This is a genomic window from Chondromyces apiculatus DSM 436 (genome assembly GCF_000601485.1).
GTDB lineage: Bacteria > Myxococcota_A > Polyangia > Polyangiales > Polyangiaceae > Chondromyces > Chondromyces apiculatus.
Genome location: NZ_ASRX01000065.1, coordinates 1 through 12,424, shown reverse-complemented (window position 1 = coordinate 12,424; position 12,424 = coordinate 1). Strand labels below are relative to the sequence as shown.

At 70.5% G+C, this 12,424-nt stretch carries 10 protein-coding genes; 3 read left to right on the top strand and 7 right to left on the bottom strand.

Features of this window, described 5'->3' with window-relative positions; genetic code table 11:
* Positions 1-15: 15 nt before the first annotated feature.
* Positions 16-1,872 (bottom strand): ABC transporter ATP-binding protein, encoded by a 1,857-nt coding sequence (locus CAP_RS32475; RefSeq protein WP_044247986.1) that lies wholly within the window; start codon positions 1,870-1,872, stop codon positions 16-18.
* A gap of 27 nt (positions 1,873-1,899) precedes the next feature.
* Positions 1,900-2,973 (bottom strand): metallophosphoesterase, encoded by a 1,074-nt coding sequence (locus CAP_RS32470; protein WP_231511816.1) that lies wholly within the window; start codon positions 2,971-2,973, stop codon positions 1,900-1,902.
* Positions 2,974-3,007: 34 nt separating this feature from the next.
* Here CAP_RS32470 and CAP_RS51220 point away from each other — a divergent pair, with 34 nt between their 5' ends.
* Positions 3,008-3,154 carry a hypothetical protein gene (locus CAP_RS51220; RefSeq protein ID WP_156041338.1) on the top strand — a complete coding sequence of 49 codons (147 nt, stop codon included), beginning with the start codon at positions 3,008-3,010 and terminating at the stop codon, positions 3,152-3,154.
* 5 nt (positions 3,155-3,159) lie between these two features.
* Here CAP_RS51220 and CAP_RS32465 read toward each other — a convergent pair whose 3' ends face one another.
* The 3 genes from CAP_RS32465 to CAP_RS52775 form a co-directional block, all read right to left on the bottom strand.
* Positions 3,160-4,566, bottom strand: coding sequence for an RsmB/NOP family class I SAM-dependent RNA methyltransferase (locus CAP_RS32465; protein ID WP_052376435.1), 1,407 nt, complete (start codon positions 4,564-4,566; stop codon positions 3,160-3,162).
* Positions 4,567-4,579: 13 nt separating this feature from the next.
* On the bottom strand, positions 4,580-6,253 hold the full coding sequence (gene rseP, locus CAP_RS32460) for an RIP metalloprotease RseP (protein WP_044247983.1): 1,674 nt from the start codon (positions 6,251-6,253) through the stop codon (positions 4,580-4,582).
* Between the two features lie 78 nt (positions 6,254-6,331).
* Positions 6,332-7,027, bottom strand: coding sequence for a hypothetical protein (locus CAP_RS52775; protein WP_231511815.1), 696 nt, complete (start codon positions 7,025-7,027; stop codon positions 6,332-6,334).
* A gap of 128 nt (positions 7,028-7,155) precedes the next feature.
* Between CAP_RS52775 and CAP_RS32450 the strand changes: the two genes are divergently transcribed.
* On the top strand, positions 7,156-9,180 hold the full coding sequence (locus CAP_RS32450) for a hypothetical protein (protein ID WP_044247981.1): 2,025 nt from the start codon (positions 7,156-7,158) through the stop codon (positions 9,178-9,180).
* A 164-nt stretch (positions 9,181-9,344) separates the two neighbouring features.
* On the opposite strand, the gene CAP_RS32445 is transcribed toward CAP_RS32450, so the two are convergent.
* A complete protein-coding gene (locus CAP_RS32445) occupies positions 9,345-9,845 on the bottom strand; it encodes a TraR/DksA family transcriptional regulator (RefSeq protein WP_231511814.1) in 501 nt (166 codons plus the stop codon).
* Between the two features lie 100 nt (positions 9,846-9,945).
* Entirely contained in the window at positions 9,946-11,436 is a 1,491-nt protein-coding gene (locus CAP_RS32440) for a bifunctional metallophosphatase/5'-nucleotidase (protein WP_197041450.1), read from the bottom strand.
* A 297-nt stretch (positions 11,437-11,733) separates the two neighbouring features.
* Here CAP_RS32440 and CAP_RS32435 point away from each other — a divergent pair, with 297 nt between their 5' ends.
* Positions 11,734-12,390 carry a hypothetical protein gene (locus CAP_RS32435; protein WP_044247977.1) on the top strand — a complete coding sequence of 219 codons (657 nt, stop codon included), beginning with the start codon at positions 11,734-11,736 and terminating at the stop codon, positions 12,388-12,390.
* Positions 12,391-12,424 lie beyond the last annotated feature (34 nt).

Here is a 12,424-nt window from a genome sequence, read left to right as displayed (position 1 = left end):
CTCCCTGGCTCCTCGTCAGGTGTAGCCGGCGGCCTGCAGCGCGAAGAGGTGGGCGTACCGTCCGTCGCGCGCGAGGAGCGCGTCGTGGGTCCCCTCCTCGAGCACTTCGCCGCCCTCGATCACCACGATGCGATCGGCCATGCGCACCGTGGGGAAGCGGTGAGAGATCACGATCGTGGTCCGTCCCTCGGACAGCGCACGGAAACGCTCGAACACCGCGTGCTCGGCCTCCGCATCGAGGGCCGCGGTGGGCTCGTCGAGGACGAGGATGTCTGCCTCTTCGCGCATGAAGGCGCGCGCCAGGGCGATCTTTTGCCATTGCCCGCCCGACAGCTCGGCGCCGTCCTTGAACCACCGCCCGAGCTGCGCCTCCAGACCCCCCGAGATGGTGCTGACCACCTCGCTCGCGCCGCCCCGCTCGATGGCGCGGTGAACCCGCGGATCGTCGTGCAGGTGCGCCACGCTCCCGAGGCCCACGTTCTCCCGCAGGAGGAACTGGTACTGGGCGAAGTCCTGGAACACCACCCCGATGCGCGCGCGCAGCGCCTCCGGGTCCCAGCCGCGGAGGTCCTTCCCGTCGAGCAGGATACGGCCCTCCGTGGGCTCGTAGAGCCGGGTGAGCAGCTTGATGAAGGTGGTCTTGCCGGCGCCGTTGTGACCCACGAGGGCGAGGCTCTGCCCGGCCGGGATGAACAGGTCCACGTTCCGCAACGCCCACCGGCTCTGGCCCGGGTACTGGAAGCCCACCTTCTCGAAGCGAATCCCCCGCTCGGAAGGCTCTCCCAGGTGGCTCTCCGTGGCTGACGACGACCCCGACCGCAGCTCCGGCGCCTCGCCCTCCGCGCGGGCAGGGAGCGCGGCGGGGCGCGGCTGGGTCACCTGGGTGGTGGAGATGGCCAGGTACTGGAACAGGTTCGACATGTAAAGGTTGTGCTCGTACATGCCGCCCAGCGCCGAGAGGATGGACTGGAAGGCCTGCTGCCCCTGCCGGAAGGCGGCGACGTAGAGGGTGAGCTCGCCCAGCGTGAGCTTTCCGGCGGCTGCGGTCAGCGCCATGGCCACGTAGCACCCGTAGAAGGCGCCGGTTCCGAGCAGCGACAGCCCGAAGCCCCAGCCCCCGCGCTGCAGCGCGAGCCGCCTGTCTTCCACGTAGAACTGCTCGCTCAGGCGGCGGTAGCGGGAGAGCAGCTCCTGACCGATGCCGAAGAGCTTCACCTCCTTGGCGTGGTTGTCGTTGGCGAGCACGTGCTCGAGGTAGCTGAGCTTGCGGCTCTCGGGAGAGCGCCAGTTCCGCAGCCGGAAGGCGGTGTTCGAGAAGCGCACCTCCGCGATGGTGGCGGGGATCGCCGCCACCACCAGGACCAGCACGGCCCAGGGGCTGAAGCTCACCAGGAGCGCGCCGTAACCCAGGAGTGTGACCAGGTTCTGGAGCATGCCGAAGCTCTCGGTGACGACCGAGAGCGGCCTGAAGGAGGCCTCGCGCCGCGCACGGGTGAGCTGGTCGTAGAACTCGGGATCCTCGAAGTGGCGCAGGTCGAGGGTGAGCGCCTTCTCCAGGATCATCACGTTGATGTCCATGCCGAGCCTGGCGCCGAGGAGCTGCCGGATCAGGGTGAGCGTGCGCTGGTTGGCGGCGAGCGCAGCGACGAGGGCAAGCTCGACGAGGACCCAGTGGAGCGCGCCCGACGCATCCCGGGCGACCACGGCATCGACGATGGCCTTGCCCGCGAACGCGACGCCGAGCGGAAGGACGGCGGCGACGAGGGTGAGCACGCCGAGCGCGATGGTGGAGGCGCGCGAGGACCTCCAGACCAGCGCCAGGGTGCGGGGGGTGAACGCGAAGCTACCGCGCAGGCGGGATAGTCCAGGCATCGGTGCCTGGAGTGTAACCATCCCCTTTCAGGGGCGTGAGCTCAGCGCCGAGGGACGCTTTCGGGCGCGCTTCTCGCGCTTTTTCACCACCTGCTCGGCACGCTTGGCCTGCACGGTGAGCGAGGGCTTGCGGCCCTTCAGCGGAAGCTGCTCGGCGTGGTGCTCCTCGAACGATCCAGGCGCCTCGCCCAGATCGAAGATGGCCACCTCGCGCTGCCCGCGATCGCCGATCCGGAAGGGCAGGACCGAGGCGCCGATGCCAGCGCCCACATACACGGCGCCCTGCCCGGAGGCCTCGGGGGTCCGGGTCCCGTAGAGCCCATGCACGTACTTGTGGCCTGCGAGCTTGCCGATGGAGAACTCGTGCAGCCGCGCCACCGTCACCTGCCCCGCGTGGGTGTGGCCCGACAGCACGAGCGGCACCCCGTGCCGCCACAGGCCGTCAGCTTCTTCCGCGATGTGCGACAGCCCGATCGAGGGCAGGTTCTTCCGCAGCCCCTTCACGGCCCGCTCACGCTGGGCGTGGCCCGTGTAGGCGTCGTCGAGACCCACCACCTGGAGCGCCTGGTGCCGCACCGTGACCACGGTGTGGGCGTTGCACAGCACCTCGGCGCCGGCGCGCCGGAGCGTCTGTTTCACCTCGTCGCCGCCGGACCAGTGATCGTGGTTGCCCAGCACCGCGAAGACGGGCGCCTCGAACGACCGGATCAGCTCCTCGAGCTGGTCGAGGTAGAGCTGGCTGTGGCAGACGAAATCACCGGTCAACATCACCAGATCGGGGCGCTGCTTGTTGGTGAGATCCACCGCTTCACGCTGCAGCTTCATCGGCGTCACGCGCCCGACGTGCTGGTCGGTCAGATGCGCGATGCGGATGGGCGAGAGCTGGTCGAGATACGCCGTCGGCCCTGCAAAACGGCGGAGCTGGATGGCGCCGCGCTGCGCAGGCGAGAGGCCCCCCTCATCCTCCTCAATGCCCCCGGCCACGTCGTCCACTGCCGGCCAGGTGGGCGGTGGGCCTGCCTTGTCACGCGCAGCGCGCTCTGGCCACAACCGTTTGAGATAGCTCGACAGCTTCACCTTGGAGGGTTGTGCGTCCACCACGCCATCAAGTGTAAGGGTCGGACGGGGCTACGCCATGGGTTTTCTCCGAAGCGCCTCTCCGGGCACACCCGATGCGCATGCCAACCCGTTCCTCACTGACGAGACCACGGGAGGCCTGGCGATCTGCTGCAGCGCGGAGATCCTGGAGGTCACGGACGAACCAGGATTCGCGCGGTGGTAGCTCGTTCAGTGGTGCACGACGAACATCGCCGCGAAGTACCCGTCGGTCCCGTGCACGTGCGGCAAGAGCCTCACGCCGCTCGCGCCTTCGGCGATGCCCAGCGCCGTGGCCTCTGCAGCGTCGAACGGGGTGGGCGTGAGCTTCACCGCCGGCTCTCCGGGCCCCGGCGTCCCCGAGAGCCGCTCCACGACTGCTTCGCACTCCTCGCGCAGCACCGAGCACACCGCGAACACCATGCGCCCGCCATCTCGGGTCCGGGTCGCGGCGTGTCGCGCGATGGTCACCTGGAGCGCCGAGAGCCTCTCCAGGTCGTGCTCCTCGCGCCGCAGACCGATCTCCGGCCTGCGCCGCAGCGTCCCCACGCCCGAGCAGGGCGCGTCCACGAGCACCCGGTCGTAACCCTCGGGGACGTCGCCCGTCCCTCCGCTCCAGTCCACCCCGTACGTGGCGCGTGCGCCGGCGCTCATGGCCACGCGCAGCTTGTTCGGGTGGATGTCTGCCGCGTCCACGGCGCCTCCGCTCCCCACCTGCCGCGACAGGAGCCAGGTCTTGTTGCCACGCCCGGCGCACGCATCCAGCACCCGCTCCCCGGGCCTCGCGCCCAGCAGGAGCGCCACCGTCTGCGCGCCCTCTTCCTGCCCGAGCCACGCCGTCCCGAAGCCTGGGAGACGCCGCAGATCGCCGGCTCCCCGGACCAGGATCGCGCGGGGGGACGCGCGCCCTGCTTCGATGGTCGCGTTCGGAGACGCCTCCAGCAGCCTGGCGACCCACGCCTCCCGGTCCTCCTCGGGAGACAGGCAAAGGCCGAGCGGCGGCGGCACCGGGCCAGCCGCCAGGAAGGCCGAAGCACCGGCCCTCCCGATCGCCCGCCGCAGCGCCCCGCGCAGCCAGCCAGGCGCCGACGCCACCACCGCATCCACGAGGGTCGGACGCCCCAGCGCAGCCTCGTCGGCGAGCCTCCGCAGCACGGCGTTCGCGAAGGCGCCGACCCGGTCGTCGGCCGCAGCCCGGATGGCGTTGACGGCCTCGGACACCGCCGCGAAGGCCGGTACCCGATCCAGGAACAGGAGCGAGTAGGCGCCCATCAGCAGGTGCGCACGCACCGCCGGATCACCGGCCCAGCGCTTGCTCACGGCGAGCTTCGCGATCCGATCTTCCAGGTAGACCTGCGTCCGCAGGACGCCATACACGAGCTCCGTCGCGAGCCCTGCGTCCCGCCCGTCGAGCGCCGAGAGCCGTGACAGCTCCGCGTCGAGGGCCGCGGCGGCGAACGCGCTCTCCTCCCAGACCCGCGCGAGCACCCGCGCCGCGACCGAGCGCGCCGCGCTCGTGGGCGGAGGCTCCTGCCCGGCTGCCCCCACCTCTCCACCGGCCTGCACCTCTCCGCGATCCCGTCTCGTCCTGATCGTCACGGCGCTCCGTTTCCTACCCTGCCAGCTCGCGGAGCTGCCCCTGGATCACGTCCCAGCGCCGCTCCACGTCGTTCTTGAACGCAATGCCCATGAGGCCCACCAGGACCACGAGCCCCGCGAGGCTCGCGATCTCGCGCACCCGGAGGGGCAGCGGCCGCCGCAGCACCGCCTCGAAGGTGAAGAAGAGCAGGTGGCCTCCGTCGAGCACGGGGATGGGCAGGAGGTTGATGAGCCCGAGGTTGATCGAGATCACCGCCATCGCCCACACGAAGTAGCTGACCCCCTTGGCGCCTTCCTCGCCGACCACGTCGTAGACCGTGATCGGACCCCCCAGCGTGGAGATGCTCACCTTGCCCTCCACGATCCGCACGATGCCGATCATGATGAACCGGATGACGTCGTACGTCTCGTCGAGGGCGCTCTCCAGCGCGAGCCGGATCGCGGCCGGACCGCCCTCCACGTAGGGCTCCGGCACCATCGGCGACCAGTTGGCGGCCCGCAGGAAGAACCGCGGCCGGTACTGGCCGTACTCGTCGAGGTACTCCTCCCGCCGCAGCTCGATGGTCCCGCTCTTCCGCTGCCCGGCCCGGAGCCAGGTGATCACGTGCGGCTTGTCGGGGGCTGCGAACAGCCGCTCGGTGAAGGTCGACCACGCCGTCACCTCCACCCCGTCCACCTCCACCACCCGGTCGCCGACGCGCAGGTCTGCCTTCCACTCGGGAGACCCCTCGGGCACCTCTGCCACGTAGAGATCGGCGTGCTCGATCCCGGTCCGGCTCTGCAGGTCGGCCGCGCCGGTCTCGGGGGTCAGCGCCGCCACGCCGGACTCGTACACCGCCAGGTCGGCGAGCCCGCCGAGGGCGCGCGTCACCGGCACGGGCCGCAGGTAGGTCACGGGCACCGTGGCGCCGCGGTTGTCCATCAGCGCCTGCTCCAGATCGCTCCAGGTCTTGATGGGACGTCCGCTGACCTCGGTCACCAGATCGAAGGTGCGCAGGCCGGCGCGGAAGGCGGGCGAATCGAGGCGCGAGATCCCGATCACGGCCGCGGGTCGGCTGGGCCGGATGCCGAGTTCTCCGATCCGCTCCACGATCTCGAGCGGCTTCTGGACGACCTTCTCCTCGGGGATGACCGTGACGTCCACGTGCTCGCGGTCGCGGAAGACCTTGAGCTTCAGCTCCTGACCGGGGCTCCGCGCCACCATCCGCTGCAGCTCCGCGAAGGTCGTGATCCGCTCACCGTCCACCTCGAGGATCCGGTCTCCGGGCCGGAGCTTGCCCTCGGCCGGGTGCGCCGGGAGCACCGAGCCCACCGTGGGCGGCACGAAGCGGGTCTCCCCGATGAACACCGCGAAGTACAGGAGCACCGGGAAGAGCACGTTCATCGCTGGCCCGGCCAGCACGATGATCACCCGCTTCCACAGCGCCTGCGCCTCGAAGGTGCGCCGCCTGTCCTCGGGCAGCACCGGCTCTTGCCGGTTCTCCTCGAGCATCTTCACGAACCCGCCGAGCGGCAGCAGGCCCACGCAGTACTCGGTCTCGCGCCCGCGGAGCCGCAGCACCTTCGGGCCAAAGCCGATGGAGAAGGTGAGGACCTTCACCCCGAACAGCTTCGCGCACACGAAGTGCCCGAGCTCGTGCACGAAGATGAGCACCGAGCAGAGCAGCGCGAAGTAGAGGAGATCCACAGCGTCGAGGGGAGGTTCTAGGCGAGCGCCGCGCCGGGGTCCATCAGGGATGGCGGCGCGGCCGCGTGGCACTTCCGATCATTGCTTCGGCTCGGTCGGTGCCTTGGTGGTGATGTGCAAGTACCCGTTCGGGAGGGTCTTCAGCTCGAAGTGCGCGAGCCCCGTGGTGTCGTCGATCTTCGTCGGCGCCACGACCGACCACTCGATCTTCTCTTTGCCCTTGTCGTCGGTGGTGATCTTGCCGATGGCGAGGTTCGCGTCCTTCTTGTTGCCCGCGGGGAAGGCCAGCTCGAACGAGGGGCCCGCCGAGGAGATCTCCTGGGGCGTGCCGTCGGGCGGGATCACCGTCGAGGTCCGGTAAATCTTCCCGGTGGGCGGCCCTGACGACTTGCCCTTCTTCTCGATCTTGAAGGTGATGTTCACGCCTTGCGACAGCGCGTTCTCCGGGATCCTCAGCGTCGCGCGTCCCGTGTCGTCGCCGAGTTCGAGCTTCGCGGGCGGAGACGAGCCGAAGCTGTCGGTGATCTCCTCGGAATCGCTCTTGAGGAGCGGAGGACGACCGGCGCTCTGCGAAGGCGAGGCCGCGGGAGCCGCGTCGGGAGCTGCGTCGGCCGACTTCGCGGGCTCCGGTTCGGGCTCTGGCTCGGGCGCGGCGGCCGGAGGAGGGGCAGGCGGGGGAGGCGGCGGAGGCTTCGGGTCCGCGCCGCACGCGGCGAGCGCCCACGCTCCGAGCAGGACGGACACAGGGACAAGGCGGTGCAGGCGAGACTTCATCCCGGAGGGCGTACGGCCACGCGCGATGGAGATCAAGATGGAGATCAAGATGGAGATCAAGGCCAGCGGTGACCTGCCGAGCGGCAGGGTCGACTCGGCCAGACCGCCGCCGTATAAGGCGCTCCGCCATGCGCACCCTTCTTTCGCTGAGCTTCCTGGTCCCGCTCGTCGCTGGCTGCGGCTCCGCACCGCCGGCGGGTGACACGCCGACCACCCCCACCACCGTCGCGCCTCCGGCCGCCGTGGCCACCGCCGCGCCGCTCGATCTCTCCCCGGTGCCTCCGCCTGCCGACCTGGTGGCCCAGGCCCGGTGGTCAAACCCCCAGAGCACCCTCTCGACCCTCGCTGGCTGTGCCGGTGTGCCCCCCCAGCTCACCGAGACCGGAGCCCGCATCGCCGTCGAGGCGATCCTCGACGAGCTGCTCCCCGCCGACATGGATCCCAAGGCGCTCGCCGCCGTCGTGGCGCTCGACGCCCCGGTGTTCGGGGTCGTCGCGCTCGACCCCGCTTCGAAGCGCGGCCGCCCGATCGGCGTGGTCTCCCTTGGCCTGACCTCACTCGAAGCCGCGCGCGGCGCCGCCGAGAACCTCGGCACCCTCACCGAGATCGCCCCTGGCCTCTCCCGCATCGGCGGCAAGGAGCGCACGCGCAGGACCTGCGGCATCGCCGCCGCGGCTGGCTCCGCCCCTGCGCGCCTGGTCTGCGGCGACCGCGACGCCGATCTCGTCGAGCTCTCTCCGTACGTCACCCGCACCCTGCCCGGCACCCCCGCCGAGGGGCGCGACCTGCGCGGCGAGCTGCGCCTCGTCCCGATCACCGACAAGTTCGGGGCCATGGCCCGCCAGCAGCTCCGCGGCGTCCCGATCCTCATCCAGAGCCAGGCCACCATCGGCGAGCCCCTCTTCGACAAGACGATCATGGAAGCGGGCAACGCGCTCACCACCGAGGTCGGCGCGCTCATCGCCGACGCCGACAAGATCACCCTGGAGGTCGGCGCCGATCCGACGAGCTGCCTGACCGTCTCCGGCGCCATCGCCCTCCGCGGCAGCTCCTCGTGGCTCGGGGGCACCATCGCCGATCAGGCGCGCGTGCTTGCCCCGCCCCCGCCCTTCTTCTGGCGCCTGCCGAAGGACAGCGAGACGGCGACGTTCGCCCACAGCGCGGACGGGTCCCGCGCCGCGCCCCTCCTCAAGACCCTCGGCGACCTCCTCGAAGGCTACCTCGCCAAGGAGAACGCCGTCTCTGCCGCCGACCGCAAGGCCCTCGCGGATCTCCTCCGCAACCTCCCCGTGAGCAAGGACGCGAGCTCGGTCTCCGCATCCGGCGGCTCTCCTCCACCCGCAGCGGCGAAGGCGGGGCAGGACGCGACCCAGAAGATGTTCGAGGACCTGATCAACACTTCCGTCGGCTGGAACCTCATCGGCGTCACCGAGAAGCCGGAGGTCCTGGGCGGCTACTTCAAGCGGATCGTCACCGCGTACGGCCGGCCCAGCATCCAGGCCGCACTCAAGAAGCTCATGAAGGACGACGCCAAGTTCCTGCCGACCGTGAAGACGGTCGCGGCGCCCAAGGAGCTCGGCAAGGGTGGGGTCGCGATCGACCTGACCTTCAAGGACCTGCCCGCGCCGAACCCGAACCCCCTCGATGGTGCTGGACCGGCGAAGACCAAGAGCAAGCCGCTCCGCTTCGAGGTGCACCTCTACATCATGGGTGACGGCGACACGAGCTGGATGGCCATCGGCGCCGACAAGGCAGATCTCCTGCGGCGGCTTGCGGCCGTGAAGAACGGCGCTCCCGCCGACGGCACCCTCACCAGCCGCGCCGGGCTCGAGACGATCAAGAACGCCAAGGCCAACATGGGCGGGTTCTTGACGATCGCGCCGATCACCCGCTCCGTGGGGAGCACTGCGAGCACCGTGCTCGGCGCGATGGGCATGGGCGGCACGGGTGGACCCCCCGCGGTGCAGCAAGCGCTCGGCGTGCTGAACAACCTACCGCACAAGGGCGCGGGCCCCATCTTCTTCTCCACCCAGAACCAGGGCGGCGCAGCGCCGCAGGCTCAGTTCACCATCAACGTGACCAAGCCTGCGCTCGAAGACGTGGGCGCTTTGCTCGTCAGCGGCCTCAAGCTCGCCCAGTCCTTCAAGCCCTGAGCGGCTCGCGGAGCGCCGCGGGGCCCAGCGTCCCCGCGGCACCTCCCCCACCTCCCCCACCTCCCCCACCTCCCCCTGCGTCACGTCCTGCGCGTCACGTCCTGCGCGTCACGTCCTGCGCGTCACGTCCTGCGCGTCACGCGGCTCGCGTCACGCGGCTCGCGTCACCTCCCGCCGCGCGTCCGCTCCTCGCGCTCCAGCTCCTCCTGGTACTCGACGCTGTAGCGTGCCCAGGGCTGCAGCCGCAGCCGCGCGTACCCGATCGGCTCACTGGTGCCCTCACACATGCCGTAAGCGTTCTCCCGGAGCTTGGCCAGCGCCCGGTCGATCTCCGAGAGCAGGCGCACGTCGCGCTCCAGGAGCTTGCCCGTCATCGAGGTCGTCCCCTCCAGGGTCGCCTCGTCCATCTCGTCGCCCACCACGCGCGAGGTGCTGACGTCGCGCTCCTCGTTCTGGCGTTCTCCGATGCTCCCCACGATGGCCGAGCGACGGTCCTGCAGCATGCGCCGCAGCTCGTCGAGCTGCTCGGCGGTCAGTTCTTGCGGACCATCATCGTCATCCCGGGCTGCGCTGACGCGCGTCGGGGGCCGAATTGCAGCCGGTGCGGCCGCCGCGCCCCCGGGTTCCACGTTCCGCTTCGGCCCGCTGTTCTCTTCAAACGACATCTCCGCTTTATACGGCAAGCGCCATGCCGCGGTGAAGCGGAGGCTCGCTGCTTGATGTCGTCTGCGGGTCCTCGCGCCACCCCGCGGGGACCCCTTCCCCTCAGTGAATCTTGTGTTCCAGGGGTGCGGAAGGACTGCTCGACAGGGCTTGCGTGTACGAGATCACGGGTGATCTCCAGTCGATGCCCGTCCAGCGTGGTGAGGGGTCTTGCTCCTGGAAGGTGAACCCATCACCCCCGAAGTAGAGAAAATCCACGGTCGCCACAGAATACTGCGCGTCCTCGTCGAACGGGCGCCCGCCATCGAGCACGAACCCACCCTGGCGCGTCGGGGTCAGCCCAATCGCGACCGCTTCCTTGTTCCCGAGGAGCTGCGCGATCTCCCGCCCCTTGAGGGAGCACACGAGCAGCTTGTTGTCGAAGGGCAGCACCGAGTACACGGTCGCCTTGGTGATCGACCCCCTCGGCACCGCCTGACGGATGCCTCCCTTGTTGAGGATGGCCACGTCCGCGTGGAGCTCCTCCCGCCATGACGCCCCGATCCAGCGGCTGAGCTCCCGCGAGTCGCGCTCCATGCCCCCCGTGTATCCAATCCGCTCACCGAGGGCGCGCTCGAGCCTTTCCTGCCACGCGGCGCTGCTGCGCGCGAGCCCCTCCTCGGCGGGTGCTTGCCCCTCCGGGTGGCTCAGCTCCACGATCTCGGTCGAGGTCGACACCACCCGCTTGCCGAGCGCCCGCCGCGGGTCCACGTCGAGCACCACCCGCGCGTAGCTGCGCAGCTTCCACCCCGGGTTGATGAGCGGCGTGTCGCCCACCCGCGTGTTGCTGGTCCTGTGACAGTGGCCGCCGCCCACGAACGACAGGCGCCACTCCGGGTGCCGCGCCAGCACCGGCTGGAGCTTGTCCGGGCACTCGTGCGCGATCAGCACCAGCGCGTCCGGCTCGGCGCGCCACGCCTCCGGCACCACGCGCTCCAGCGCCTTCTCCTCCGCCTCGAACGCGATCCCCTCGAACCGGCTCGCCATCGCGGTGCGGAGCGTGTCCTCCGTGGCCAGACCGATCACCCCGATCCGGAGCCCGCGCCGCTCGATCACCGTGAACCCTGGCAGCCGCACCTCCGCGGGCCCTCCACCGACCACCTTCAGGTTCGCCGCCAGGTACGTCACCCCGGACGCTGCCCGGTTGCGCACGAACCCTTCGCGCCCGAAGTCGAACTCGTGGTTGCCGAACGCCGACGCCGTGTAGCCCATGCGCCCCATGGCCTCGGCCATGGGCAGCCCCTGGAAGTACGAGGAGATGGCAGGCCCCGTGGCGTTGTCCCCGCCCGACAGGGCGATGGTGCCCGGGTCCTTGCACGCCGGCACGTTGGGTGGCCCTTTCGGCCCGGGGCAGTGCCCTTCGCGGGACATCCAGTGCGCGAGCATCTCCGCTGCTCCGCCGCGCACCTCGCCTTGATCGTGGCTCGACAAGAGCCACCCGTGCTCGTCGGTCGTGTAGAGCAGGGTGACCGTGGCAGGGGTGCGCTCGGTGGCCCCCACGGCCCGCGCCGCAGCCTTCTCGGGTGGGGTCGGTGCCCGGCCGCAGCCCGCCACGACCAGAGGAACCAGCGCGATGAAGCCGCCCGCAATGCCGCGGCGACGACGGGAAACGAACGAACGCCTCCTGCGACTCCCCACGTGCTCCACCCGCTCAGTGTACCCGGAGGATCTCCAGGGAGATGCGCGAACCTTGCTGCGCAGCCCGCCCACGCGCCTCATCCGTTTGGCGCGCGCCGCGTCACGCCACCTCCGCGCTCCGCTCCTGCGGTCATTCTGCGCCGCCTCTGCGCTCGCGGCCGTTCTTCCTCCGGTGACCCTCGCTCGGATACCCTCGCAGGCCGGGCAGCTCGCATGCACCTTCTCCAGCACCATCACCTCTTCCGCGTCTCCTTCACCTTGCTGTTGCTCGCATGCGCCTGCGGCGCCGACGAACCCGCCCCGGGCACGACGGGTTCCGGCAACGCGGGGAGCACGGGCGGCGCTGGCAACACAGGGGGTGCGGGAGGCAGCGCTGGCGCAGGCGGCGCAGGTGGCGCCGGAGGCAGCGGTCTGTCCGAGGGCGCCGCGGTGATCTGCTACCGCGACTGCGCGGCCCTCGCCGAGCTGGGCTGCGCTCTTGAGCCCCTCGAAGAGTGCGTGTCCGTATGCCTCGAAGGCTTCGTCGCCGTCCCCGAGTGCGCGTCCGAGCAAGCGGATTACCGGGCCTGCCTCCTCGTCGAGCGCACCGCAGACTGCGTGCCTCCTCCAGCCTGCGACGCGCTCCTCACCACCTGGGAGCTGTGCACCACCGGCGGTTGCCTCGACGTGGTCTGCACCCCCAAGAACGGCGGCTGTCGCTGCGAGGGGATCTGCAAGGACAAGCCGGTAGCCGCCGAGTGCGTGCCGCGGCCAGAAGGGGGAGCCTCCTGCAAGTGCTTCGACGAAGGCACCCAGGTGGGCACCTGCATGAGCGACACCGTCTCCTGCTTCCCCTCGAAGAGCTGCTGCGCCCCCCAGCTCGGGCTCTAGTTCTCGGGGCAGGGGCTCGCGCCCCCGCCCCCCG

Bases quoted from the DNA above. Each gene is read 5' to 3' on its own strand.
- CAP_RS32475 (WP_044247986.1), bottom strand. From the start codon at position 1,872: ATGCCTGGACTATCCCGCCTGCGCGGTAGCTTCGCGTTCACCCCCCGC.
- CAP_RS51220 (WP_156041338.1), top strand. From the start codon at position 3,008: ATGGGTTTTCTCCGAAGCGCCTCTCCGGGCACACCCGATGCGCATGCC.
- CAP_RS52775 (WP_231511815.1), bottom strand. From the start codon at position 7,027: ATGAAGTCTCGCCTGCACCGCCTTGTCCCTGTGTCCGTCCTGCTCGGA.
- CAP_RS32450 (WP_044247981.1), top strand. From the start codon at position 7,156: ATGCGCACCCTTCTTTCGCTGAGCTTCCTGGTCCCGCTCGTCGCTGGC.
- CAP_RS32445 (WP_231511814.1), bottom strand. From the start codon at position 9,845: ATGTCGTTTGAAGAGAACAGCGGGCCGAAGCGGAACGTGGAACCCGGG.
- CAP_RS32435 (WP_044247977.1), top strand. From the start codon at position 11,734: ATGCACCTTCTCCAGCACCATCACCTCTTCCGCGTCTCCTTCACCTTG.